This window comes from Corynebacterium sp. HMSC27B11 (genome assembly GCF_001815985.1).
Classification (GTDB): Bacteria; Actinomycetota; Actinomycetes; order Mycobacteriales; family Mycobacteriaceae; genus Corynebacterium.
Genome location: NZ_KV823578.1, coordinates 66,362 through 91,289 on the forward strand (window position 1 = coordinate 66,362; position 24,928 = coordinate 91,289).

Annotated in this window: 25 protein-coding genes; 18 read left to right on the forward strand and 7 right to left on the reverse strand. The window is 66.2% G+C overall.

Annotated elements, in window-relative coordinates:
* The first annotated feature begins 31 nt into the window (after positions 1-31).
* From HMPREF3097_RS08645 to pyk, 13 genes are all read left to right on the forward strand, one after another.
* A complete protein-coding gene (locus tag HMPREF3097_RS08645; protein WP_070761910.1) occupies positions 32-1,360 on the forward strand; it encodes an MFS transporter in 1,329 nt (442 codons plus the stop codon).
* 13 nt (positions 1,361-1,373) lie between these two features.
* Positions 1,374-2,117 (forward strand): imidazole glycerol phosphate synthase subunit HisH, encoded by a 744-nt coding sequence (gene hisH, locus HMPREF3097_RS08650; RefSeq protein WP_070761911.1) that lies wholly within the window; start codon positions 1,374-1,376, stop codon positions 2,115-2,117.
* Positions 2,118-2,205: 88 nt separating this feature from the next.
* On the forward strand, positions 2,206-2,967 hold the full coding sequence (gene priA / locus HMPREF3097_RS08655) for a bifunctional 1-(5-phosphoribosyl)-5-((5-phosphoribosylamino)methylideneamino)imidazole-4-carboxamide isomerase/phosphoribosylanthranilate isomerase PriA (protein WP_070761912.1): 762 nt from the start codon (positions 2,206-2,208) through the stop codon (positions 2,965-2,967).
* The gene (locus tag HMPREF3097_RS08660; RefSeq protein WP_070758069.1) at positions 2,967-3,917 is read left to right on the forward strand and encodes an inositol monophosphatase family protein; all 951 of its coding nucleotides are present in this window, start codon (positions 2,967-2,969) and stop codon (positions 3,915-3,917) included. The genes priA and HMPREF3097_RS08660 overlap by 1 nt, the downstream gene beginning before the upstream one ends.
* Positions 3,914-4,675: an imidazole glycerol phosphate synthase subunit HisF gene (hisF, locus tag HMPREF3097_RS08665; protein ID WP_070758071.1), complete on the forward strand. Its 762-nt coding sequence runs from the start codon at positions 3,914-3,916 to the stop codon at positions 4,673-4,675. The genes HMPREF3097_RS08660 and hisF overlap by 4 nt, the downstream gene beginning before the upstream one ends.
* The gene (hisI, locus tag HMPREF3097_RS08670) at positions 4,672-5,016 is read left to right on the forward strand and encodes a phosphoribosyl-AMP cyclohydrolase (protein ID WP_070761913.1); all 345 of its coding nucleotides are present in this window, start codon (positions 4,672-4,674) and stop codon (positions 5,014-5,016) included. The genes hisF and hisI overlap by 4 nt, the downstream gene beginning before the upstream one ends.
* Positions 5,017-5,019: 3 nt before the next feature.
* Positions 5,020-6,555 (forward strand): anthranilate synthase component I, encoded by a 1,536-nt coding sequence (locus HMPREF3097_RS08675; RefSeq protein ID WP_070761914.1) that lies wholly within the window; start codon positions 5,020-5,022, stop codon positions 6,553-6,555.
* Positions 6,556-6,597: 42 nt separating this feature from the next.
* Positions 6,598-7,248, forward strand: coding sequence for a TIGR02234 family membrane protein (locus tag HMPREF3097_RS08680; RefSeq protein ID WP_070761915.1), 651 nt, complete (start codon positions 6,598-6,600; stop codon positions 7,246-7,248).
* Between the two features lie 94 nt (positions 7,249-7,342).
* Complete coding sequence (gene trpC, locus HMPREF3097_RS08685) at positions 7,343-8,164, forward strand: indole-3-glycerol phosphate synthase TrpC (protein WP_070761916.1); 822 nt, start codon at positions 7,343-7,345, stop codon at positions 8,162-8,164.
* A gap of 24 nt (positions 8,165-8,188) precedes the next feature.
* Complete coding sequence (trpB, locus tag HMPREF3097_RS08690) at positions 8,189-9,445, forward strand: tryptophan synthase subunit beta (protein ID WP_070761917.1); 1,257 nt, start codon at positions 8,189-8,191, stop codon at positions 9,443-9,445.
* Entirely contained in the window at positions 9,446-10,219 is a 774-nt protein-coding gene (gene trpA, locus HMPREF3097_RS08695) for a tryptophan synthase subunit alpha (RefSeq protein WP_070761918.1), read from the forward strand.
* Positions 10,220-10,233: 14 nt separating this feature from the next.
* Positions 10,234-11,136, forward strand: coding sequence for a prolipoprotein diacylglyceryl transferase (gene lgt / locus HMPREF3097_RS08700; protein WP_070761919.1), 903 nt, complete (start codon positions 10,234-10,236; stop codon positions 11,134-11,136).
* A 63-nt stretch (positions 11,137-11,199) separates the two neighbouring features.
* A complete protein-coding gene (gene pyk / locus HMPREF3097_RS08705) occupies positions 11,200-12,618 on the forward strand; it encodes a pyruvate kinase (RefSeq protein WP_070758086.1) in 1,419 nt (472 codons plus the stop codon).
* A 147-nt stretch (positions 12,619-12,765) separates the two neighbouring features.
* Here the strand turns inward: pyk and HMPREF3097_RS08710 are convergent, their stop codons facing one another.
* Both HMPREF3097_RS08710 and HMPREF3097_RS08715 read right to left on the reverse strand, forming a co-directional pair.
* Positions 12,766-14,019, reverse strand: coding sequence for an amidohydrolase (locus tag HMPREF3097_RS08710; protein ID WP_070761920.1), 1,254 nt, complete (start codon positions 14,017-14,019; stop codon positions 12,766-12,768).
* An 85-nt stretch (positions 14,020-14,104) separates the two neighbouring features.
* On the reverse strand, positions 14,105-15,463 hold the full coding sequence (locus HMPREF3097_RS08715; RefSeq protein WP_070761921.1) for a DUF4921 family protein: 1,359 nt from the start codon (positions 15,461-15,463) through the stop codon (positions 14,105-14,107).
* A gap of 49 nt (positions 15,464-15,512) precedes the next feature.
* Here HMPREF3097_RS08715 and HMPREF3097_RS08720 point away from each other — a divergent pair, with 49 nt between their 5' ends.
* Entirely contained in the window at positions 15,513-15,893 is a 381-nt protein-coding gene (locus tag HMPREF3097_RS08720; RefSeq protein WP_070761922.1) for a hypothetical protein, read from the forward strand.
* Between the two features lie 127 nt (positions 15,894-16,020).
* On the opposite strand, the gene HMPREF3097_RS08725 is transcribed toward HMPREF3097_RS08720, so the two are convergent.
* The 3 genes from HMPREF3097_RS08725 to HMPREF3097_RS08735 are packed head-to-tail and all read right to left on the reverse strand — an operon-like array spanning position 16,021 to position 18,753.
* Complete coding sequence (locus HMPREF3097_RS08725) at positions 16,021-16,785, reverse strand: amino acid ABC transporter ATP-binding protein (RefSeq protein ID WP_070758094.1); 765 nt, start codon at positions 16,783-16,785, stop codon at positions 16,021-16,023.
* Positions 16,782-17,726: an amino acid ABC transporter permease gene (locus HMPREF3097_RS08730; RefSeq protein ID WP_070761962.1), complete on the reverse strand. Its 945-nt coding sequence runs from the start codon at positions 17,724-17,726 to the stop codon at positions 16,782-16,784. Before HMPREF3097_RS08730 ends, HMPREF3097_RS08725 begins: the two co-directional genes overlap by 4 nt.
* A gap of 19 nt (positions 17,727-17,745) precedes the next feature.
* A complete protein-coding gene (locus tag HMPREF3097_RS08735) occupies positions 17,746-18,753 on the reverse strand; it encodes an ABC transporter substrate-binding protein (protein ID WP_070761923.1) in 1,008 nt (335 codons plus the stop codon).
* Positions 18,754-18,800: 47 nt separating this feature from the next.
* Between HMPREF3097_RS08735 and HMPREF3097_RS08740 the strand changes: the two genes are divergently transcribed.
* The 4 genes from HMPREF3097_RS08740 to HMPREF3097_RS08755 are packed head-to-tail and all read left to right on the forward strand — an operon-like array spanning position 18,801 to position 22,725.
* Complete coding sequence (locus HMPREF3097_RS08740; RefSeq protein ID WP_305764110.1) at positions 18,801-19,334, forward strand: methylated-DNA--[protein]-cysteine S-methyltransferase; 534 nt, start codon at positions 18,801-18,803, stop codon at positions 19,332-19,334.
* Positions 19,331-20,569 (forward strand): glutaminase, encoded by a 1,239-nt coding sequence (locus HMPREF3097_RS08745; RefSeq protein WP_070761925.1) that lies wholly within the window; start codon positions 19,331-19,333, stop codon positions 20,567-20,569. The genes HMPREF3097_RS08740 and HMPREF3097_RS08745 overlap by 4 nt, the downstream gene beginning before the upstream one ends.
* Complete coding sequence (locus tag HMPREF3097_RS08750) at positions 20,566-21,942, forward strand: glycosyltransferase 87 family protein (protein ID WP_070761926.1); 1,377 nt, start codon at positions 20,566-20,568, stop codon at positions 21,940-21,942. Before HMPREF3097_RS08745 ends, HMPREF3097_RS08750 begins: the two co-directional genes overlap by 4 nt.
* 21 nt (positions 21,943-21,963) lie before the next feature.
* Positions 21,964-22,725, forward strand: a complete 762-nt coding sequence (locus HMPREF3097_RS08755; protein ID WP_070761927.1) for a sulfite exporter TauE/SafE family protein — start codon at positions 21,964-21,966, stop codon at positions 22,723-22,725.
* On the opposite strand, the gene HMPREF3097_RS08760 is transcribed toward HMPREF3097_RS08755, so the two are convergent.
* Positions 22,722-22,997 (reverse strand): MarR family transcriptional regulator, encoded by a 276-nt coding sequence (locus HMPREF3097_RS08760; protein ID WP_210398575.1) that lies wholly within the window; start codon positions 22,995-22,997, stop codon positions 22,722-22,724. The two genes, HMPREF3097_RS08755 and HMPREF3097_RS08760, sit on opposite strands and share 4 nt — an antisense overlap.
* Positions 22,994-24,928, reverse strand: coding sequence for a ferrous iron transport protein B (gene feoB, locus HMPREF3097_RS08765; RefSeq protein WP_070761928.1), 1,935 nt, complete (start codon positions 24,926-24,928; stop codon positions 22,994-22,996). Before feoB ends, HMPREF3097_RS08760 begins: the two co-directional genes overlap by 4 nt.

Here is a 24,928-nt window from a genome sequence, read left to right on the forward strand (position 1 = left end):
CCCGTGCGCACCACGTACGGAGGAAGGAAGGATGACCTTGCCTATTCGCCCGAAGGCACTCCCGGCGGCAGAGCTCGCCAAGATCGAATCCGTGTGGCAGGCCCCGGGGCTCAAAGCCACGTTGATCTCGGTGTTCTGTGCCTTCGGCGGGTGGGCGATCCTCCTGCCGGTGATCCCGCTGGCCATCATTGAAGCTGGGGGATCCGAGACGATGGCCGGTGCTAGTACCGGCATCTTCATGGGGGCCACCGTGGCGACCCAGTACTTCACCCCAAGGATCCTGCGGAAAGTAGGCTATTTCCCCGTCATGGCCACGGCCGGCTTATTGCTCGGCCTTCCCGCGCTGCTGCACATCGGCTCGTTGTCCAATGCGGCCGTGATCGCCGTGGCTATCATCCGCGGCATCGGCTTCGGTGCCGTCACGGTGACGGAAGCCGCGCTGATCGCCGACCTCGTGCCGCTGCACCTGCTGGGCCGGTCCAGCGGTGTCTTCGGGGTCTTCGTGGGAAGCGGCCAGCTCATCGGCTTCCCGCTGGGCATGTGGGTTTATGACAACTACGGCTCCGCGGTCTACGTCCTGGCCGCCGTCTACGCCGTGGTCGGCGCGGCCGCCGCGCTGGGGCTCCCGGTGGAATCCAAGGAGGTCACCGAGGCCACCCACGAAACCACCGAGGTTGAAAAGCCCGCCACCCAGATGGTTGCCACCTGGAAGCTGGCGACCGTGCCCGGGCTGCTCATCGGTGTCGCCGCCGTGGGGTTTGCAGCGTTCAGTAACTTCCTGGCGCCCGCCGCCGCCAAGATCGATCCCGCCATCGCCGCCACGGTCGCCGGCCTCACCCTGGCGGTGATGGGCGCGGCGCAGACGATCGCGCGTGCGTTCTCCGGCTGGTGGTCCGACCGCAAGGGCGAGCCCGGCACCCTGGCCGTTGCCTCGCTGATCTTCGCCCTCGCCGGTGTGCTGGGAGCAGCCCTGACCATCAATATGGAACCCACCGGCCGGCTGCTGGTGGCCTGCGCCCTGCTGACCGCCGCGATCTTCGGCGCCGGTTTTGGCTTGGCGCAGTCTGAAGCGCTGCTGCTGCTCTTCTACCGCCTGCCGCGCGACCGCTCCGCCGAGGCTTCCGCCCTGTGGAACATGTCCTTCGACTCCGGCACCGGTGTCGGCTCGATCCTGCTGGGCATCGTGGCCTCCAGCTTCGCCTTCCAGGGCGCCTTTATCGGTGCGGGCATCGTCATCCTCGTCGGCCTGGGGCTGGTCATCCTGGACCGCTTCATGGGCCGGCACCGCGTCGTGGACACCGGAAACGTCCGTACCCGTCTGCGCCGCGTGACCAACCGGGTGCGCGTTCGTCGCCGGTAGGCGCCCGGGTACAATGCGGGCTATGGAAACACAGTCCACAGAAGCGAATTCCAGCACAGCCGCCCTCGCTGAAGAGGGTGCCCCGACGGCCACCGGTGGGCGGCGGCCTAGTGTCGCACTGTTGGACTACGGCAGTGGCAATATCCGCTCCGCGCAGCGCGCCATCGAGCGGGCCGGAGCTGAGGTCACCGTTACCAACGACCCGAAGACCGTGCTGAACGCCGATGGCCTCCTCGTGCCCGGCGTGGGGGCGTTCGCCAGCTGCATGACGGGCCTGCGCAAGGTTCAGGGGGCCCGACTCATCGGGGAGCGGCTCGCCGGTGGCCGCCCGGTCCTCGGCATCTGCGTGGGCATGCAGATCCTCTTCGAGCACGGGGTCGAGTTCGCCGACGGCGCCCATGGCAGCTCGGAGATCGAGGGGGCGGGGGAGTGGCCCGGCACCGTCCGCCGCCTCGACGCCAAGATCCTGCCGCACATGGGCTGGAACACCGTGGACGTCGACCCTGCGGGCAGCCAGATGTTCGACGGCCTCCCAGCCGACGAGCGCTTCTACTTCGTCCACTCCTACGGGGTCCAGGAGTGGGAGCTGCACACCGACGGCCGGACCCGCGCGCCCCTGGTCCACTGGGCCCAGCACGAGGACTGCCGCTTCGTCGCAGCCGTAGAAAACGGCCCGCTGTGGGCCACCCAGTTCCATCCGGAGAAGTCCGGGGACGCGGGCGCGCATCTGCTGCGCAACTGGGTCAAGACCCTCTAGTTGCACGGTCCCGGCACTGCACCGGCAGGCCGGGGCTACACTGATCCTTTAATAGCTAAATCCACCCCGTGGCGAGAAAGTGAAAAACATGTCCCACAACAACACCACCGCTTTGACTCTCCTTCCCGCCGTCGACGTCTCCGAGGGCCAGGCCGTCCGCCTCGTCCAGGGCGAGGCCGGCACGGAGACCAGCTACGGCGCGCCGATCGAGGCCGCCATGGCCTGGCAGAACGCCGGGGCCGAGTGGATTCACCTCGTCGACCTCGATGCCGCCTTCGGCCGGGGAAGCAACTTCGAGATCATCCGCGAGGTCACCCAGGCAATGGACCTGAAGGTCGAGCTCTCCGGCGGCATCCGCGACGATGCCTCCCTCGAGCGCGCTCTGTCCACTGGCTGCGAGCGCGTGAACATCGGCACCGCCGCGCTGGAGAACCCGGAGTGGTGCAAGAAGATCATCCAGGACCACGGGGACAAGGTCGCCATCGGCCTGGACACCCGCGAGGTCGACGGCGAGTGGCGCCTGCGCGGCCGCGGCTGGACCAGCGACGGCGGCAACCTGTGGGAGGTCCTCGAGCGCCTCGACGCCGAGGGGGTCTCCCGCCTCGTCGTCACCGACGTCTCCCGTGACGGCATGCTGAACGGCCCGAACGTCGAACTGCTGCGCGAGGTATCGGCGGCAACGTCCGCGCCGGTCGTCGCGTCGGGCGGTATCTCCAGCCTGGACGACATCCGAGCACTCGCCGCCGTCGTCGACGAGGGCGTGGACTCGGCCATCGTTGGTAAGGCCCTGTACGCAGGCAAGTTCATGCTCGAGGAGGCGCTGCGGGTCGCCCGCGGGCAGGAGGACTGATGACAGAATCTCTCGACACCCGCGCGCTGCTGGCCATCGCCGAGGCCGCGGTCGACGAAGCGGAGGCCACCTTCACGGCCGCCGTCGGTGCGGACCCCGAGGTCATCAAGAGCCCCGGCGACTTCGCCACCGAGGCGGACCTCAAGGTGGAACGCCAGCTGCGCAATCTGCTGAGCCAGTACACCGGATTCCCGGTTCACGGCGAGGAGTATGGGACCGTCATGCCGGGCGAGCTGCCGGGCGAAGTGCCGGAATACAATCCCGGTGACAAGAGCGCGGACGCCCTCGACGGCCCGCGTCGGCGTCGTCGGGAACTCATCGACGAGGAGCCGGAGACCTTCTGGGTCGTTGATCCGATCGACGGCACCGCGAACTACGCGGTGGGCAACCCGTTCTGCTGCATCCTCGTGTCCCTGATCCACCAGGGTGAGACCCTGCTGTCGGTGACCGAAATGCCGTTGCTGGGTCGCCGCATCACCGCGCACAAGGGCCACGGCCTGTTCGTGGACGGCAACCCCGCCCGGCCGATGCCACCCTCGGACGCGGGCGTGACACAGATCAGCTTCGGCTCGATCCTGTCCCAGCGCCGCGGCAACCTGCCGATTTCCTACCGCCAGGACATGCTCAACGAAATCGGCAAGTCCTATCCGCGAATGCGCGTCACCGGCTCGGTGGGCATCGACCTGGCCTTCACCGCCGCCGGTGTGTTCGGCGGCACGGTGACATTCAGTCCGAACCTGTGGGATAACGCGGCAGGCATCCTGGCCGTGGAGGCCAACGGTGGGGTGGCGACCGACTTCGCGGGCAACCCGTGGCGGCCAGGCGTCTCCGGCCTGGTGGCAGGGGAGCCGGACGTGCATGCCACCCTGCTGGAACACATTCAAAACGTGCCGATCGGCACCGCTGCGCGCACCGCGCAGGAGATCATGGACCGAGGTGGAATTCAATGAGCGTCAGTGTGCGCGTCATTCCATGCCTGGACGTGGCGAACGGCCGCGTCGTCAAGGGCGTGAACTTTAAGAACCTGCGCGACGCCGGCGACCCGGTGGAGCTCGCGAAGCGCTACGACGAAGAGGGCGCCGACGAGCTGACCTTCTTGGACGTCTCCGCGTCCAAGGAGGGCCGCGGCACGATGCTGGACGTCGTCCGCCGCACCGCGGATCAGATCTTCATCCCGCTCACCGTCGGCGGCGGGGTTCGTTCCGTCGAGGACGCCGACGCCCTGCTGCGGGCGGGCGCAGATAAGGTTTCCGTGAACTCCTCTGCGGTGGCGAACCCGGAGCTGCTCCGCGAGCTGTCCACCCGCTTCGGCGCCCAGTGCGTCGTGCTCTCCGTGGACGCCCGCCGCTGCGATGACCAGCCCTCCGGCTACGAGGTCACCACGCACGGCGGCACCAAGTCCGCCGGCCTGGACGCCGTGGCCTGGGCCAAGAAGGGCGAGGAACTGGGCGTGGGGGAGATCCTGCTCAACTCCATGGACGCCGATGGCACCAAGGATGGCTTCGATACCGAGATGCTTGCCGCGGTGCGCGAGGTCGTCTCCATCCCCGTCATCGCCTCCGGTGGCGCGGGTGCAGCCAGCCACTTCCCGCCAGCCGTTGCGGCCGGTGCGAACGCGGTCCTGGCGGCCAGTATCTTCCACTTCGGCGAGGTCAGCATTCGCGAAGTAAAGGACGCTCTCGCGGAGGATTACGAGGTGCGCCGTTGAGTTCTGCAGCCCTCGACCCCGCCATCGCCGGGCGGCTGAAGCGCAACGCTGACGGGCTCGTCGCCGCCGTCGTCCAGGACGCGACCACCGGGGACGTCCTGATGCAGGCCTGGATGAACGACGAGGCCCTGGCTCTGACCCTGGCCACCCGCAAGGGCACCTACTGGTCCCGGTCCCGGCAGCAGCTGTGGGTCAAGGGGGAGACCAGCGGGCACACGCAGGAAGTCGTGGAGGCACGGCTGGACTGCGATGGCGACACGGTGCTGCTGAAGGTCAATCAGACCGGTGCGGCGTGCCACACCGGAACCACCACCTGCTTCGATTCGGATAGGTTGCTCTAGAACATGGCTACAGCGCAGGGGAATTTCCAGCAGATGACGACCCGCGAGGAATTCCGCGCCCTGGCGGCGGAACACCGCGTGGTTCCGGTGGTGTACAAGGTGCTGGCCGATGGGCTGTCCACCCTGAACACTTATCGCGTCCTCGCGGAGGATCGGCCGGGCACGTTCCTCTTCGAATCCGCCCCGAGTGGCAAGTCCTGGAGCCGCTGGTCCATCATCGGCACCGGGGCGCGCGCCGCCCTGGTTGCCAAGGGCAAGGACGCCCGCTGGATCGGCCAGGCCCCCGAGGACCTGCCCGCCGCCGAGGATCCGCTCGCTGCGATCAGCGCCACTCTCGAGGCCCTGCACACTGCCCCGATGCCGGGCCTACCGCCACTGACTAGTGGCCTAGTCGGCTACCTGGGCTACGACATGGTGCGCTACATCGAGCAGCTACCGGATACCTGCGAGGACGACCTGGACGTCCCCGACCTGGTGCAGATGCTCGTCGACACCCTGGCGGTCGTGGACCACCACGAGGGCAGCATCTGGCTCATCGCCAATGCCGTGAACTGGAATAACTCACCGGAGCGCGTGGACGCCGCCTACGACGACGCCGTGGCCCGCATCGAGGACATGCTCGGCAAGCTCTCCGGCGCGACCGCGGGCGGGGTTCACACTTACGACGCCACAGCCGAGCCGCAGGTCCGTCGCCAGCAGGCTTCTGAGGTGTACCGGGAGCGCGTGTTGCAGTGCCAGGAGCACATCCGGGCAGGGGACGCGTTCCAGATCGTGCTGAGCCAGCGATTCGAGATTGATACGGACGTGCCCGCCCTGGACATCTACCGGATGTTGCGGCGCACTAACCCGAGCCCGTACATGTTCCTGATGAACATCCCGAACGAGGACTTCACGCAGACCGCGTTCCGGATCGTCGGCTCCTCGCCGGAGTCCCTTGTCCGCGTGCAAGATGGGCACATCAGCACCCACCCGATCGCCGGTTCCCGGCCCCGCGGGGCCACCCCGGAGGAGGACCTGGCCAACGAGCGGGAGCTGCTGGCCGATGAGAAGGAGAACTCCGAGCACTTGATGCTCGTGGACCTCGGCCGCAACGACGTTGGCAAGATCTCGAAGCCTGGCTCGGTGGCGGTACACGACTTCCGCCACATCGAGCGCTACAGCGCCATCATGCACCTGGTTTCCGGCGTGACGGGCGAGCTCGCGGAGGGTAAGACGGCCGTGGACGCTGCGGCCGCGACCTTCCCGGCGGGCACGCTCTCTGGCTCCCCGAAGCCATCCGCGATGGGCATCATCGACCGCCTCGAGGACACCCGCCGCGGTATCTACGGCGGCACGGTCGGCTACTTCGATTTTTCCGGCAACACCGACCAGGCGATCGCGATCCGCTCCGGGCTCTACAAGGACGGCACCGTGTACGTGCAGGCCGGTGCGGGTATCGTTGCGGATTCCGACCCGGCGGCGGAGGACCGCGAGTGCCAGCACAAGGCCGCGGCCGTGCTGCGCGCCGTGGCAGCAGCGGAGACGCTGCGCAAGCTCTAGGTTGCGACCGGCCAACGACGTTGACGAAAAGGTAAGAAGGGCATGACGAAGACTGAGAAGCGCATTCGTGGGCTGGCCCAACTGCTGGTGATCCTGGCAGCGGCCGGCGTGTGGGGTTTCGGCCGCATGAACTGGCTGACCGCGGAGGTCTTCGACGACAAGTCCGGCGAATCCACCCACGAGCTCGTGGGTGCAGTGTGGGATCCGGCTGGCACGCCGCTGGCCCTGGCGATGATGGCCGCGTTGATCGCGACGATGGCGGTCCCACCGGTGGTGCGCCGTATCATCGGAGTGCTCATCGCACTGCTGTCCGCTGGCGCGAGCTTCCGGGCCGTGCAGCTCGTGGGTGCGGAGCCGGATCTCTACCGAGCCCAGCAGCTGCTGCGCTCTGGCGTGGCTACGCAGAATTCCAGCAACCCCGAGCAGATCTCCGCCTGGGCTCAGGTGGTGTCCGCGGAGGTGCACAACCTGCCCGTCCTGCTCACCGTCATCGTCGCGATTCTCGGTGTGTGTGGTGGGGTGATCCTCGCGATGAAGCCCGGGGGCTCGGACAGTGGCTATAGCCGCTATGAGACCCCGGAACGTCGGCGCGAGGGAGCCAAGCAAGACCTGACGGAAAACCCGGATTCCGGCCGGGTGCTGTGGGACGCCCTGGATGCGGGAGTGGACCCCACGGACGACGAACGGACGTAGCCGGTACCACCCGGGGTGGCAGGATTTCGTGCCAGCGCGACGCGTAGATAATGTTGTGACCATCGACACAGCGATCGTGAAAGGTTAGGCCGACATGGCAACAGTGTTGGATGAGATCATCGCCGGAGTTCTCGAGGACCAGGCTCGCCGTGAAGCGGAGGTGCCGCTGGCGGAGATCAAGGCCCGTGCACTGGACGCCCCGCCCGCGCTCGACGCGCTGGCTGCTCTCTCCGGTCCGGATGTGAGCGTTATCGCTGAGGTCAAGCGCTCCAGCCCCTCGAAGGGAGCGCTGGCCGCGATCCCAGAGCCGGAGGTGCTGGCCAAGGCCTATGCCAAGAACGGTGCCGCCGTCATCAGCTGCCTGACCGAGGAGCGCCGCTTCAACGGCTCCCTGGCCGACTTCGACGCTGTGCGCGCAAACGTGGATATCCCGCTGCTGCGCAAGGACTTCATCGTCAACCCGTACCAGATCTACGAGGCACGGGCCCACGGCGCGGACGTGATCCTCCTCATCGTTGCAGCCCTCGAGCAGGAGCGGCTGACCGGGCTCCTGGAGTGCGCTGAGTCGCTGGGGATGACCGCCCTCGTCGAGGTCCACACGGAGGACGAGGTCGAGCGTGCGGTCGCTGCCGGCGCCAAGGTCATTGGCGTCAACGCCCGTAACCTCAAGACCCTCGAGGTCGATATGTCCGTCTTCGGTCGCATCGCCCCGCTGATCCCGGATCACATCGTGAAGATCGCGGAATCCGGTGTGCGGGATAAGTACGACCTGATCGAGTACGCCCGCCACGGCGCGAACGCCGTCCTCGTGGGCGAGGGACTCGTGACCGCCGACGACCCGGGTGCGGCCGCCAAGGCCCTCGTGGTGGCAGGCCAGCACCCGGCGTGCCCGACCGGCTCCAAGCAAGACGCATAACGCCAGCCAGGTAAGTTGGAACTCGTGAGTAATACCAAGAAAAGCCCAGCACAAGCACTGCCCACTGCCGGTGAAGTCATCGGCACCGCGACCCACCACGAACCCGATAACCTCGGGCAGTGGGGCGACTTCGGTGGCCGTTATATCCCAGAGGCCCTCATGGCCGTGATCGACGAGATCACCGACGCCTGGGGCAAGGCGAAGACCGATCCGCAGTACCTGGATACGCTCGACGATCTGCACCGCAACTACTCGGGCCGACCGTCTCCGCTGTACTACGCGGAGCGTTTCTCTAAGCACGTGGGTGCCCAGGTGTGGCTCAAGCGTGAGGACCTCAACCACACGGGGTCCCACAAGATCAACAACGTGCTCGGCCAGGCCCTGCTGGCCAAGCGCATGGGCAAGACCCGCGTGATCGCTGAGACAGGTGCTGGCCAGCACGGCGTCGCAACCGCCACCGCGTGTGCCCTGCTCGGCCTGGAATGTCGCATCTACATGGGTGCAGTGGACGCCCAGCGCCAGGCGATGAATGTCGCCCGGATGAAGTTGCTGGGAGCGGAGGTCGAGGAGGTCGAGATCGGCTCCGCCACGCTAAAGGACGCGATTAACGAGGCCATGCGCTACTGGGTGGCCAATGCGGACGATACCTACTACTGCTTCGGCACCGCCGCCGGCCCCCACCCATTCCCGCAGATGGTGCGCGACCTGCAGCGCATCATCGGCACCGAGGCCCGACAGCAGATCCTTCAGGGCGCTGGTCGCCTCCCAGACGCCGTGGTGGCCTGCGTGGGCGGTGGCTCGAACGCCATCGGTCTGTTCCACCCGTTCATCGAGGACGAGTCCGTCGCGCTGATCGGCGCCGAGGCCGCGGGCGACGGCATGGACACCGGCCGTCACGCAGCACCCATCAACATGGGTCGCCAGGGCGTGTTCCAGGGCTCCTACTCCGACCTGATGGAGGACGAGGACGGCCAGATCATCCCGTCGCACTCCATCTCCGCCGGGCTCGATTACCCGGGTGTGGGCCCTGAGCACTCCGCACTGCACGCCGAGGGGCGCGCGGAATACTTCGCCATCACCGATGCTGAGGCCATGGAGGCCTTCCGCCTGCTGACCCGCTTGGAGGGCATCCTGCCGGCCATCGAGTCCGCCCACGGTGTGGCCGCTGCTATCAAGTACGCCGAGCGCGAGGATAACCCGTTGATCATCGTCAACGTCTCCGGCCGCGGCGATAAGGACGTCGCGACCGCCGCGAAGTGGTTCGCGAAGGAGGGAAACTAAATGAGCCGTCTGTCGCAGATTTTTAAGGACGCCAAGTCCGAGGGACGGGCGGCGTTCGTCGCCTACTACCCGGCAGGTTTCCCGACGGTGGAGGAGTCCGTCGAGAACATCATCGAGCTGTCCAAGCACGCGGATCTCATCGAGGTGGGCATCCCGTTCACGGACCCGATGATGGATGGCCCGACGATCCAGCACGCCGCGGATATCGCCCTGGAGAATGGCTTCAAGGTCAAGGACACCATCGAGGTCGTTCGCCGGGCCACCGAAGCCGGCGCGAACTGCGTGGTCATGACCTACTGGAACCCGGTGCTGCAGTACGGCCCGGAGCGCTTCGCCGCCGAGTTCGCTGAGGCCGGTGGCCTGGGCAGCATCATCCCGGACCTGCTTCCGGAGATGGCTGGCCGCTGGAAGGCCGCCTGCGATGAGCACGACCTGGATCCGGTCTACCTGGCGGCCCAGTCGACCACGATGGAGCGGTTGGAGATGACCGCGAACGCCGGTGGCGGCTTCATCTACGCGGCTTCCCACATGGGTGTCACCGGCGCCCAGGACGAGGTCGACAAGGGGGCCCAGGAGCTCGTGGAGCGCTGCCGCAAGGTCACCGACCTGCCGGTGGCCGTCGGGCTGGGCGTTCGCGACGGCAAGCAGGCCGCGCAGATCGCAGCCTTCGCCGACGGCGTGATCGTGGGCTCAGCCCTCATCAACGCCACGGAGCAGGGCACCCTGATGGAGGTCGCAGCAGACCTGGCCGCCGGCGTGCGCGCCAAGGCGTAGGGGAGTAGCCACGCATGATGGGTGCGACGGACACCATGCTGCTCGCCGCGATTCCTTCGCCCCCGCAGGGCGTGTGGTACCTGGGCAGCTTCCCGCTGCGTGCCTACGCCCTGTGCATCCTCACGGGCATCGTCGTGGCGTACTTCTGGTCGCGGAAGCGCTACGCCGATCGTGGCGGTGACCCGGAAGTCGTGGTCGACGCGCTGCTCGTCGCCGTACCCGCGGGCATCATCGGCGGGCGGATTTATCACGTCATCACCGACCACGATAAGTATTTCGGGCCGGGGAAGAACCCCGTCGATGCGCTGAAGATCACCAACGGTGGCCTCGGCATCTGGGGCGCGGTGATCCTGGGTGGGGTGGCCGTGGCGCTGCTGTTTAAGTTCAAACGTCTCCCACTGATGCCATTCGCGGACGCCATCGCGCCCACCATCCTGCTGGCACAAGCCATCGGCCGGTTGGGCAACTGGTTCAACCAGGAGCTCTACGGCGGTCCCGCTGACGGCCCGCTGGCCCTGGAGATCTACCGCCGCGTCGACGAATCCGGGTACCTCGCGCCCGTCACGGGGCGTTCCACCGGGGAGGTCATCGCCACCGTCCAGCCCACCTTCCTCTACGAGATGGTGTGGAACATCCTCATCGTCTGCCTGCTGGTCTACATCGACCGCACCCGCCGGCTGGGTGGCGGCAGGGTGTTCATGCTCTACGTGGCTGGCTACACCCTGGGTCGCTTCTTCATCGAGATGCTGCGCACCGATCCGGCGACGACGGTCTTCGGGGACGTCCGCATCAACGTGGTGGTCTCTGCCGTGGCGTTTGTGTCGGCTGCCATCTTGTTCTGGGCGACCCGGAACCGACGTCGGGAAACTCCCGAGTACGTCCGCGGCAACGCCGAACTTTCTGCCGAGTCGGAGTAAAAACACGCCCCAATTACCCCTTATGTAGCGGGGGTCGGTTGCTCCTGGCTATTCTGGGGAGCTGTGAGCAGAAGAACAAAAATCGTGTGTACGCTCGGCCCAGCTGTGGCCGATAAGGATTCGATTCGCGGGCTGATCGACGCGGGCATGAATGTCGCGCGCCTGAACTTTTCCCACGGGGAACACGCTGATCATCAGCAGAATTACCAGTGGGTCCGCGACGCCTCGGCGGAGACCGGCAAGCCGGTCGGCATCCTGGCCGACCTGCAGGGACCGAAGATCCGCCTCGGCCGCTTCGCCGAGGATAAGACCTACTGGGCGACCGGCGAGACCGTCCGCATCACCGTGGAGGACATCGAAGGCACCCACGACCGCGTCTCCACCACGTACAAGGGCCTTGCCCGGGACGCCCAGCCGGGCGACCGCCTGCTCGTCGACGACGGCAAGGTCGCGCTGATTTGCAAGGCTGTCGAGGACGACGACGTGGTTTGCGAGGTCGTCGAGGGCGGCCCGGTCTCCAACAACAAGGGCGTGTCCCTGCCGGGGATGAACATCTCCGTCCCGGCGCTCAGCGAGAAGGACCGCGAGGACCTTCGCTTCGCCCTGAAGATGGGCGTGGACTTCATCGCGCTGTCCTTCGTGCGCTCCCCGGCGGACGTTGAGCTCGTCCACGAGATCATGGACGAGGTCGGCCGCCGCGTGCCGGTCATCGCGAAGCTGGAGAAGCCGGAGGCCGTCGACGCGCTGGAGCCGATCATCCTGGCCTTCGATGCGATCATGGTTGCCCGCGGTGACCTGGGCGTGGAGGTGCCGCTGGAGGACGTCCCGCTGGTGCAGAAGCGCGCCATCCAGATCGCCCGCGAGAACGCCAAGCCGGTGATCGTGGCGACCCAGATGCTGGACTCCATGATCGAGAACTCCCGCCCGACCCGCGCGGAGGCCTCCGACGTAGCCAACGCCGTGCTGGACGGTGCGGACGCCGTCATGCTGTCCGGAGAGACCTCCGTGGGGAAGCACCCGATCGCGACGGTGGAGACGATGTCCCGCATCGTCGTTGCCGCCGAGGACGACGGCGAGGCCCCACCGCTGACGCACCGCCCGCGTACCCGCCGCGGCGTGATCTCCTATGCGGCGAAGGATATCGGTGAGCGCCTCAACGCGCGCGCCCTGGTGGCCTTCACCTCCTCTGGGGATACCGCCAAGCGCGTGGCACGCCTGCGCAGCTACCTGCCGCTGCTGGTGTTCACGCCTTCGCAGGACGTGCGCAATCAGCTGTCGCTGACCTGGGGTACTGAGACGCTGCTCACCAATGACGTCGATTCCACCGATGACATGATGCGCGTGGTGGACGAGTCCCTGCTCAGCAAGAAGAACTACAACTACGACGACCTCGTCGTGGTCACCGCGGGCTCCCCACCGGGGATCCCAGGCAACACGAACATGATCCAGGTGCACATGCTGGGTCAGGAGCGCCGCCGCTAGGTCAAAGCGCGCAGGCGTGAAAAAGGGGCCGGGCTGCTCGCTGGTGACGCGAGACCCGGCCCCTTTCGCTGTGCTTATCGCGGGTGGGGCAAAGCAGGTGGAGCGAATACTGCGGTGCGGGCGCCGCAGGGGGCAATCCCAGGCGGGCTAGACCCCCAGGTAGCCCAGCACCGCTGCGGCGGCGGCCTTGATACCGGTGTGCACGGAGCCCTTCGCCGGGGCGAAGTCGCTGGCGTGGTTCCCCGGCGCCGGGGTGGCTGCGTCCCACTGTTCGGTGGGGGTCACACCGACCGTCCAGAACAGGTACGGGCAGCCGAAGTGGCGGGGGATCTCGGAGAAATCCTCGGAGGCGGTCCACCGCTCGGAGTCCTGCGACTGGCCGCCGAAGACCGCGTCGAAGTACGGGCGGACCGTGCGGAAGAGCTCCGGATCGTTATCGGTCAGCTCGCCGCGGGCGGAGTACTCGATGGTCGGCTCGCCGGTGACCCCGGAGGCCAGGCACTCGCCGCGGATGACCCGCTCGATGGCCTCGTAGGTGCGGTCGCGCACCTCGGTGTTGTAGAAGCGGCAGTTCAGCACCAGCTTCGCCTCGCTGGGGATGGTGTTATTCGTGTGACCTGCGATCAGGGAGCCCACGGAGATCACCGCGAAGTCGTTCGGGTCCACCTCGCGGCCCACGATGCCCTGCAGGCGCACGACGATCATCGCCGCGACGTAGCTGGGGTCCAGGCCCAGGTGTGGGGAGGAGGCGTGCGCGGATAGGCCGGGGATCGTCACGGTGATGGTGTCGCACGCCGCGAGCACGGGGCCTGCGGCGGTGTAGACCGTCCCCTGCGGGCCTGCGACCACGTGCTGGCCGAAACAGACATCGGGGCGGGGGATCACCTCGGCAAGCCCGTCCTTGATCATGTTGTTCGCGCCCTGGGTGACCTCCTCGGCGGGCTGGAACAGGGCGATGAAGGTGCCCGACCACGCCTCGCGGTGGGCGTCCATGACGGCGCAGAGCCCCAGCAGGGAGGAGGTGTGGACGTCGTGCCCGCAGGCGTGCATCACACCGTCCACGGTGGAGGCATAGGGCAGCCCGGTGGTCTCGCGTACGGGCAGGGCGTCGAAGTCGGCGCGCATCAGCGCGGTTGGTCCCTCACCGTTGCGGAAGATGGCGACGATACCGTGGCCGCCGATGCCGGTGGTCACCTCGCAGTCGAAGTCGGCGAGCTTCTCCGCGATCGCGTGTGCCGTGTGCTCCTCCTGGAGGGAGAGCTCGGGGTGGGCGTGCATCCACTCGTAGAACTCCTGGGTCCACCCGAGGTCACTCCCGGGGCCGGAGCCCAGGGAGTTGATCAGCTCCGCGACCGCCTCTGGTGCGGCCTGGGCGGGGGAGGTGGAGTCGGATGCAGACATGCGAAAACTTCCTTTCTTCAGCGTTCAGCCTTCAGCCGTGCGTGACTGCGGTGCGACACCTGCGAGGTAGCGGTGCTGCCCGCTGCTAGCGGATCGCCGGGTTGTACTTCAGCTTGTTGGGGGCGTGCTCGATGTCCTCGCCGAGCTTAATTCCCGGCGCCAGGCGCCCCGCGGCCTGCGCGGCTTCCAGGCGGTGAAGCACCAGCTCGCAAAGCTCCTGCGGGGTGATGGTGTTGATGTAGATCTTCGTGCCGCCCTCGAAGCCGGCGAGGGTGGAGACACGCCACTTAATGACGATGCGCCACGGCATCGGCACGTCCACGTCCATCGGCCGGTGCAACCACTCCTCGTTGCACGGGATCGAGGGGCCACTGGCGATGTGGCAGGCGTGCACCAGGTCGGCGACACCGGCGCGCTCCTCGGGCGTCATCAGCCACGGCTCGGTGGTGGCGGACTTGGAGAAGACCTCCAGGGTCGGCCAGCGGTGCCCGAAGCCGGCGAAGGCGATGGCGTGCTCGTTTTCGGCGAAGACGAGGTTGTGGCGGGCGGCGTAGTCCACGGCCCACTCGTTGTACATATTCGGGTTGTTGCGGACCAGGGAGATCTCCCAGTCGTTCTGCAGCCCGTGCTCGTCAATAGCCACGAGCTGCTTGTGCAGGTGCTCCATCGTCGCACCCGAAGGTTCCAGCCAGTTCTGGAAGGCCGCGACGTAGCGGACGTAGCGGTTCGCGCGGTAGAGCTGGTCCATCCCGTCGACGGTGAACTCGATGAACAGGCGGTGGTCCTCCCAGCTCATCTCGCCGGAGGACGCCAGCTGGTCCGTCGTTGTCGCCCCGGGGACGTAGTGGTCGCGCGCGATGACGACGTCGTGGCCGCCGGCGAAGAGTGCCGCACCCATCTCGTGGAGCGTTTGGTAGCGGCGCTCCTCGGTGAACAGCTCGTCGATCTCCGCCTTCGGGGTGCCTGCCGCGGCGAGTTTGACGCGCAGGATGTTCTCGACGTGCTCGCACCCGGCTTCCTCTCTGAGGTAGTCGGTCATGTGCTTCGCCGCGGCGGGGTTCATGCGGTAGCCGTAGTTCAGCGCCCAGTAGTCGTAGGTGAGGATCTCGTAGAGGTTCGCCACGCGACGGAAGAGCGGTTCGCTGTCCTCCAGCTTGCTGGCGACGACGCCGCGGTCGATGCGGACCTCGCCGTTGATGTCCCGGACCATGCGGGCCTTTTCCGGGGGAGTGTCGAGCTTGCGGGCGATGCCGAAGTCGCTGGCCCGGTCGCGGTCAGCGATGGGCTCCTTGGCCAGCTGATAGGGCTCCATGGGGCGGTGACCACGGCCGGGGACAGTCCACACCTCGGTGCCGGAGAAAGGATTGACCTGCTTGATCGTCCCGTCGGGGAGCGTCGTCAGCGGGGGAACCGGGGCCGGGATGCGTCCTGAATTAGCAATCACACCTGCCGATCCTAGCTAATCAATCAGCAAAGCTGCCATACTTGGGGGCATGCCAAAGATTAGTTTTAGGATCTTGTCCACCGCTGCCCAGCGCGACGAGATCGAGCAGGATTTCCGCACCCTCATCGACTCTTTCGGGCCCCGCCTCGACGCGGAACTGGCGGTGAAGACCGGCCTGACCCCCGACCCCGAGCTGGAGACCACCTGGGTGGAGCTCTTCGGGGAGACCTCGGAGGACGACCCGACCTCCGGGGCCACCCTGGACGTCGCCGTCGCGAACTACGAGGGCGGGTCGATTTCCGGGCTGGCGATGCAGTTCGCACACCTGCTCACCGTGATTGAGGACGAGCCCGCCGAGCCGCTGCTGCGCGAGGTGAAGGACGACCCGGGCACCCCGCGGGTGCCGTGGCACCTCGAGGTCGCCCCGTAGCGGCCAGGCTGTAGAAAACCATGTTTGGAGCGCTCACCCCCGTCGCCCAAGAAGGCTAGAGCGCTCACCCGCGGGGAGCACACCCCGAAAGCGAATGAGCGCTCGTGCCTAGCGACGCCTCTCGCGCCTAAAGCAGGCTGGAGAGGAACTCCTGAGTGCGGGGGTGCTGGGGATTGTTGATGAGGTCCTCAGCAGGGCCCTTCTCCACGATGACGCCGCCGTCCATGAAGGCCACCTCGTCGGCGACCTCGCGAGCAAAACCCATCTCGTGGGTGACGACCAGCATCGTCATCCCGTCGTCAGCCAGGGAGCGCATGACGCCCAGCACCTCGCCGACGAGCTCCGGGTCCAGGGCGGAGGTTGGCTCGTCGAAGAGCATCAACTTCGGGCGCATCGCCAGGGCGCGCGCGATGGCCACGCGCTGCTGCTGACCACCGGAGAGCTGCACCGGGTACGCGTCCCGCTTGTTGGCCAGCCCGACCTGCTCCAACAGGGTCATGGCGTAACCGGTGGCGGTTTCCTTGTCCTCGCCGTTGACCAGCACCGGAGCCTCGATGATGTTCTCGAGCACCGTGCGGTGGGGGAAGAGGTTGAAGTGTTGGAAGACCATCCCGATGCCGCGGCGCTGCTTGGCTGCCGCTGCTTCCGAGATCTCGTACAGGGTGCCGTTTTTTTCCTGGTAGCCGATGAGCTCGCCATCGACCTCGATCCGGCCAGCGGTGACCTTCTCCAGGTGGTTGACGCAACGCAGCAGGGTGGACTTACCGGAACCGGATGGCCCGATCAGGCAGGTCACCGACCCCTTCGGGATCTCAAGGTCGATGCCCTTGAGCACGTCGAGGCGGCCGTAGTTCTTCCACACATCGCGGAAAGCAATCATGGGGACGTTCATCGATTATTCTCCGTAACGCTGTCGTCGTCCTTGATGGAAATATTGCGCGGCGGCACGCCTTCCGCATCGGTGAAGGCGGCGAGCTGGCGGGAAGTCAGCTGGCGGGAGGACCCGCGCGAGAAGTAGCGCTCCAGGTAGTGCTGGCCCACCATCAGCACGCTGGTGATCACCAGGTACCAGCTGGCCGCCACGAGCAGCAGCGGGACCGGCTGGAAGATGCTGTTGGAAATGTCCGTCGCCTTGCCGAAGAGCTCGCCGGAGTACGGCACCACGATGACCAGGGAGGTCGTCTTCAGCATGCTGATCAGCTCGTTGCCGGTCGGCGGGATGATGATGCGCATCGCCTGGGGCAGCACGGTGCGTCGCATGTTCTGCCACCAGGTCATGCCGAGTGCCTTGGAGGCCTCGGACTGGCCCTCTGGGACGGCCTGGATGCCCGCGCGGACGATCTCGGCCATGTAGGCGGCCTCGTTGAGGCCCAGGCCGATGACGGCGAGCCAGAACATGTTGGACAGGAAGTCCTGCATGTCGATTTCCGCGATGCCGATGTTGACCACCTGGTAGATCGAGCCCAGCAGGCCCCAGAACATCAGCTGCACGTAGACCGGGGTGCCGCGGAAGACCCACAGGAACAGCCAGGACACGCCGCGCAGCACGCCGTTGGGGGACATGCGCAGCACGGCGATGATGGAGCCCAGCACCACGCCGAGGATCATGGCCAGTACCGTCAGCAGGAGGGTGTGGCCTGCGGCGACGGCGATGCGCGTGTCGAAGATGTACTGCCGGTAGGTGTCCCAGCCATAGGCTTCGTTACCCGCTGCGCTGATGACGAACCACGCCAGCAGGATCACGAGCACGGCGGCGGTGATCCAGCGGCCGGGGTGGCGCAGCGGGACTGCCTTATTGGACGACGGCCGGCGGCGTGGCTCGTCGGAAATCACGGTTGTCCGGGAGCTGTTGTTAGCGGTGCTCACGGCGCCTCCTGTTCATCGTGCGGTTGGTGCCCCGGCGCTTGCGATTGCCGGTGGCGGCGGGCAGCTGGTTGTGTCGCTGGCGGGCCTGGGGCAGTGGCTTCAGGTTGAAGGTCACCTCGTCCAGGGCGCCTTCCTCCAGCCCCCAGGGCTCGAGGATCTTCTCATAGGTGCCATCGTCCATCATGTCCTGCAGGGCCGCGGCGAAGGCGTGGCCCAGCTCGGAACCCTTCGGGAAGGCCCAGCCAAATGGGGCGGTGTCGAAGGCGTCGCCGATCTGGACGAGCTTGTCCTCCGAGCGCTGGATCGCGTAGGCGATGACGGAGGAATCCGAGCTATAGGCATCGGCACGCTTGAGGATCGTGGCGGTCGCGGCGGCGTCCGCGGTGGGGTAGACCAGCTTGTCGATCGCTGGCTTTCCATCCTCGACGCAGGCCTGGCTCTTCTCCTCGACCTCGTCCGTATCCGAGTAGGTGCCCTTCTGTACCGCGACGGTCAAGCCACACGCATCGCTCGGGTCAATGCTCTTTTCCCGGCCTGGCTGGGTTGCCCAGGCGATACCGGCGCTGAAAAAGTCCACGAAGTCGTAGCTCTTCTGGCGTTCCTCGGTGTCGGTGAAGGCCGACGCGCCGACGTCGATGGTGCCGGCGGAGACTGCGGGCAGAATGAGGTTGAAGTCCATCTGGCGCGGAACCACGTCGAGACCCAGCTTCGAACCAGCCGCCCGGACCAGATCCATCTCGAATCCGATGATCTTGCCCTGCGAGTCCTTGAACTCATTGGGGGCGTACGGGGTGTTCGCGCCTACCGACAGGGTGCCCTTGTCCTGGAACTTCTGGGGGACCATGCCGACCAGCTCCGGTTTGGCCGGGGGCAGGATCTCCTCCCAGCCATCGGGATTGCCGAGCTCTTCATTCGTCACGCACCCGGTGAGGACGAGGGCTGCCGTGGCGAGGATCGCCGCCACAGCAGACCGGTGTTTCGGGTGATTGTTCATGCGGGCAATATTAACGGATGACCAGCTGGGCCTTAATATCGGATGCTATGGACGCCAACTTTTCTTTCGGCGGGGTTGCTCCGCGGCGCCGTTACGCTGTCCTGGGGTCCCCGGTGGGCAGGCTATGGCTCATCGCGGATGGGGAGAATCTGATCGGTTGTTGGTTCGATCAGCCTGACAGGATTCCGGATCTCACCGAGGTCAGGAAGGTCCCTGCTGCGTCCGATGCGGTTCTTGGGAGTGCTGCGAGCATTCTGGCCCGCTTCTTCGACGGCGACGTTGCGGCCCTGGACGAGGCCCGGGACCTGCCGCTGGCTCCGTCTGGTACCGCGATGCAGCAGGCTGTGTGGCAGGAACTGCGGCGCATTCCGGTGGGGCAGACGCGCAGCTATCAGGAGGTAGCGCGTAGCATTGGTCGGCCGAAGGCGGCACGGCCGGTGGGCCAGGCCGTGGGCCGCAATCCCATCAGCATTCTCGTGCCGTGCCACCGCGTGGTGGGGGCCGACGGGTCCCTCACAGGTTTCGGTGGTGGCCTGGAGCGCAAGATCGAATTATTGACCCGCGAAGGAGCAAGACTATGAAACGCCACATGGTGCATGGGTACCTGCAGGAAATCCTGGAGGACCTGAAGGACTCCGACGGTGGCGAGGTCGCGGACTACATCCCGGAGCTGGCGACCGCCGACCCGGAGCCGTTCGCGGTCGCGCTGGCCACCACCGACGGCGCCGTCTATAGCGCGGGTCTCAACGAGGGGGACGACGAGCTGGAGTTCACGATCCAGTCCGCGTCCAAGCCCTTCGTCTATGCCGCGGCGATCCAGGAGCGGGGGCTGAAGAAGGTGCGCGCCACAGTGGGCATGGAGCCTTCGGGTGAGGCCTTCAACGAGCTCAGCCTCGACCCGGGCAGCAACCGGCCAATGAACCCGATGATCAACGCGGGCGCCATCGCGGTCAACCAGCTCATCAACGGCGAGGACTCCACTGTCGAGGAGCGCACCGAGGTGATCCGGCAGTTCCTGAGCGAGCTGGCGGGCCGGGACCTGGAGATCGACTACGTCGTCTGCGACTCCGAGCTGGAGGTCGCGGACCGCAACCTTTCCATCGCCCACATGCTCCGCAGCCACGGAATCATCGAGGACATGGCCCACGACGCGGTGGAGAGCTATACCCAGCAGTGCTCCGTCAAGGTCACGGTGCGGGATCTGGCGGTGATGGCCGCGACGTTGGCGAGCGGGGGAATCCAGCCGCTGACGGGCAAGCGCGTGGTCTCCTCGCTGGTCTCCCGACAGGTGCAGGCGGTGATGTCTTCTGCCGGGATGTACAACCTCGCGGGCCGGTGGATGTCCGTGGTCGGCATCCCCGCGAAGTCCGGTGTCTCCGGTGGCATCATGGGCACGCTGCCCGGAGTGATGGGGCTGGCCACGTTCTCGCCGCGATTGGATAAGACGGGAAACTCGGTGCGCGGTGTAAAAACTTTCCACCGTCTCTCGGAAGACATGAGCCTGCACCTGATGGGCCTGCGCCAGCGCGGAGATACGGCGGTGCGCGACATCATCACCCGCGAGGACGGGCCGGATGGTCGCACCACCACTATCGAACTCCAAGGAATCATTGATTTTGCGGCTGCGGAGAACGCGTGGCGTACTATTCTTCAAGAAGAAAAACTCGCCGACCGGGTGGTGTTCGATCTCTCCGAGGTCGCTTCGGTTAATGACATTGGCCGACGCATGGTCGTCCAGGGCTTCCAGGGCCTGCGCACCGCGGGCCGCAACGTTATCCTCAAAGACCCCCGAAAGCTTTTCCCTGAATTGTCATGACTCCGCAGCCCACGGCCCAGCCCGTGCAACACCAGTCCAAGCGCTTACCCGGTAAGCCGTGGGCCTACCTCGCCGTCATCGCCGCGATTTTCGTCGTGGCTCGTGCCGAGCTCAGCCAGCAGATGCTCAGCTCGAAGGCCTCCCTGTTCCGCGTTCCCATCGACTTCATCGTCTACCGCCGCGGTGGTGCGCTGGTGCAGCAGGGTCAGGACGTCTACGCCGGCGGGTTGGTAGGCAAGCTGCCTTTTACCTATCCGCCGTTCTCGGCGTGGTTGTTTAGCGCATTCTCGCACGTCCCCGCAGTGGTGGGGGCAGTGTTGTGGCAGTTCGGTGCCTTCCTGCTGTTGCTCATCATTCTCGTGGCGATCATTGCCGAGCGTGGCTACCGCGTGAGCGGGGCGACAGTGGGATTTGCGACCCTGCTCGGTATCGCGAGTTTCGCGCTCGTCCCGATCCGGGAGGGCTTCTTCTTCGGCCAGATCAACCTGCTGCTCATGGCATTGGTGGCAGCGGACGTGCTGCGGTCCCCGGCCAATCGGTGGCGCAGCGATATCGGGATTGCGACGGGGATCGCGGCGGGAATCAAGCTCGTGCCCGCGTTCTTCTGGCTGGTGTTTATCGTCCGGCGCCAGTGGTGGGCGCTCGCCCGCTCGGTCGCCGCATTCTTCGTGACGGTGGGCATCGGTTTTCTCTTCGTCAAGGACGCCGGCACGTACTGGGCCGAGAAGATGCTCGACTCCTCACGGGTCGGTGAGGCGATCAACCCCGGCGCCCAGTCTCTGGGAGTGGTGCTGGAGCGCACCTTCCACACGGAGAGCAAGCTCTTCTGGGCGCTGGGCTGTGTCCTCATCCTCGGCGTGACCGTCGCCGTGCTGTGGCAGGCGCACCGGCAGGATCACCGCACCGCCGAGCTGGGTTTTGCTGGTGTCGCGTTGGTGATGGTCTCGCCGTTTTCCTGGATGCACCACTGGGTCTGGGTGATCCCGGTGCTGCTCTGCGTGGCCGACCAGGTGATCACATGGGTGCCCCGGTGGTGGGGGACGCTGCTGGCGATTCTGACAGTGGGGGTGTGCGCGGTACCTTTCATCACCCGCCATATCGCCCCGGCGATGGGGCTGTGGCATCAGGTGCGCTGGCCCGGGCCCTTCGCCATGGGTTATGTGCTGTGGGGCATGGTGCTGCTGGTGCTGGCCGCGGTCGTACTCTGGTGGCCGGTCGTCATGACGCATGTGCGCCGGGACAGTGAGGACTCGCCCAACGATCCCGAAGGGGAGAAGGCCACCGCGCCGGGCAGTCAGACGCCGGATACAGGGACGCCGGGCACTCAGACGCTGGATACAGGGGCCCCAGGCGCTGAGGTGGCGACGTCCTAGCTGGCAGTAGACTGCCTACACATGGAACTGACCATCGTGGCTTTCGTGTGCATCCTCGCGGCGATCTTCGTCGGCGCGATGATGCAGCGGATCTCCGGGATGGGGCTGGGGCTACTCGGCGCGCCCGTTGTGGCGTTGGTCGTAGGCCCCGTGGCGGGAGTGCTCGTCATCAACGTGGTCGCAACCGTCAACGCCGTCATGCAATCCGCCTCCGTGTGGGAGAACATCGATTGGCGGAAATTCTGGCTCATCGGACCCGTGATGGCGCTCGGGGCGTTGCCCGGCACCTGGGTGGTGCACAACACGCCACTGGGGCCGCTCCAGATGGTCGTCGGTGCCCTGGTGCTCCTCGCCCTGTTGGTGACCTCCCGGCTGCCGGAAAGGGCGCGGGTTGATGGGCCTCAATACGCCGTCGCAGCTGGGGTGGCCGGCGGTTTCATGAACACCTTGGCGGGTATCGCCGGGCCTGCGATCACGGTCTACGCCCAGGTCTCACGGTGGCCGACTCGCACCGTCGCCGCCACGCTGCAGCCGCTGTTCTTCGTTTCCGGGGCTCTCTCGCTGCTGTTTAAGGAACTGGGTGCTGAGCAGTCGATCTTCGCCACAGCACCCGTCGTGCTCTGGCCGCTGTGCCTCGTAGCCCTGGTGGTCGGCATCGCCACGGGCTCGAAACTTTCCCGCTACATTTCGCTCGAACGCGCCCACAAGCTCTCGTTGATCATGGCGACACTGGGGGCAGGCGTTGTGATGCTTCGCGGAGCGATGCAGACCTTCGGAGGCTAGTCGTACCGCGGGGGAGAGCTCAGCTTGAGCAACACTGGCCCGCGGTTCCCCGACGCCCCCGAACAGACCCTGGATTGCGGGCAGCGGTCGCAGCCGGTGCTCGGGCATCCCCCAATGGGCTCCCACACTAGCTGCGCACTGCGTTCCATGTGCGTCATGATCACCTCAACGGTGCCCTGCCCCAGATCCGTTTCCAGCGCGATGTCCACCGGCCGGGTCACCCCGCGGGTGATAGCCTCTGCGACCTTGGCTTGTGGCGTCATCGGCGTCATAGGAACACCTTCAACACTTGGAAGGTTCCTACGGCCAGCAACCACGCGACCGCCAGCTGAAGCCCGAAACCGAGCAGCGTCCATTTCCAGCCGATCTCGCGGCGTTGGGCAGCGATCGTCGCCACGCACGGGGTATAGGCCAGGAGGAACACCATATAGGCCCAGACCGCAGCCAGCCCGTGCCCACCCGAGGCCTCATCGAAGTCCGCACGGATGTTGCGCGCCAGCGGAGAATCCGCCTGCGTCTCCGGATCAGCGTCGGTGACGTCCTCCACCGCGTAGGTCTGCGCCCACGTGGAGATCAGCGCCTCTTTGGCCACGAAGCCCGTTACCAGCGGGCCCGTCAGCGACCAGGAACCAAATCCGGCTGGGGCGAACACGGGGGCCATGGCCTCGGAGACCAGCCCATATGCGGAATCCTGCGGGGTCGGCCCCTCCTCGGTGAATGGCTGGCCACTTACTGGGATGGACATCAGCAGCCAAATGACAACCACCGTCGCGACGATGATGCCCCCCGCGGTCTGCAGGAATCCCTTCAACCGGGTCCACATCACCGATAGAGAAAGGCGGAAGGTGGGCAGCTGATACGTCGGAAGGTCAATTACCAGCGCCTCCGAGGGCATTGACCGCCACAGCGTGTGCCGTAGCGCAAGACCGCACACAATGACCAACAAAATGGAAAGAACATACATTGCGAACACGGCTGAGCCCGCGTGAGCCGGGAAGAAGACCTGAGCCAGCATCATGAAAACAACCAAGCGCGCAGAGCAGGACGTGAAGGGAATCAATAGACACGTCAAGATCCGGTGGCGCACATCCCCCAGCACACGAGTGGCGGAGATTGCCGGCACATTACAGCCATAACCCACCACGATCGGGATGAAGGCCTTGCCCGGCAGCCCGATCGCCCGCATCACCCGGTCAGTCACCACCGCGGCACGAGCCATATAGCCGGAGTCCTCCAGTACGGCCAGGCACAGAAACATCAGCGCCATCAGCGGGGCGAAGGTCAGCACCATGCCCACCCCGCCGATCAGCCCATCAACCAGCAGGCCGGTGACCAACCAGTGAGCCGCGCCGACGGCTTCCAATCCGGACCGGGCGGCATCGGAGACCGGGCCCATAATGAAGCCCTCCAGGCCGTCCTGCAGCGGTGCGGCCACCTTTGTGGTGATCATGAAGACTGCCCACATCACAGCAAGGAACAGAACGGGGCCCAGCACAGGGTGCAAAGCCACCCGGTCGATCCGCTCACTGATGCTCGGCCCTACCTCCGCACGCTGCACCGCAGCTTTCTCCGCCGCATCCAGATCCGCGAAACGGCGCTCCAGGTCGGTATCCGGACGCACCACCGCGGGCTCAGTCGCTAGTGCTCGCGTGACGGCATCCCGCAGGCCGCCGAGATTCTCCCGCCGGCGCCCATTCACAGCAACCACCGGCATCCCCACCGCTTTAGCCAGTGACTCAAGGTCAATGTGAATGCCCTGGTCAGCGGCGACATCCTGTTTGGTCACCGCCAGCACCACACGGTATGGGTGCTCAGCAACCTGAAAAGCCAGGTTCAGCCCACGCGCCGGAGCAGTCGCGTCGATCAGGACGACGACCACGTCGGGGCGTTCATCGGCCGGGCAGTCCACCAACATCTCACGGGTGAAGGCCTCGTCCGGGCTCAGCGGGTCCAGGGAGTACGCGCCGGGCAAGTCGATCAGGTCGATGGGGGTGTCACCGATGTGCCAGAGGCCCCGGCTGATCTCCACGGAGGTGCCGGGCCAGTTTCCGGTCTGCACTTTCGCGCCGGTCAGCGCGTTGAAGAGGGTGGACTTACCGGAGTTGGGGGCGCCCACTAGCGTGATGACCGGCGAACCTGCAGCAGCTACCGCCATTGCTGGGGCGCCGTGGCAGCTCACCGGGGTGCTGTGATCCTTCGTCAT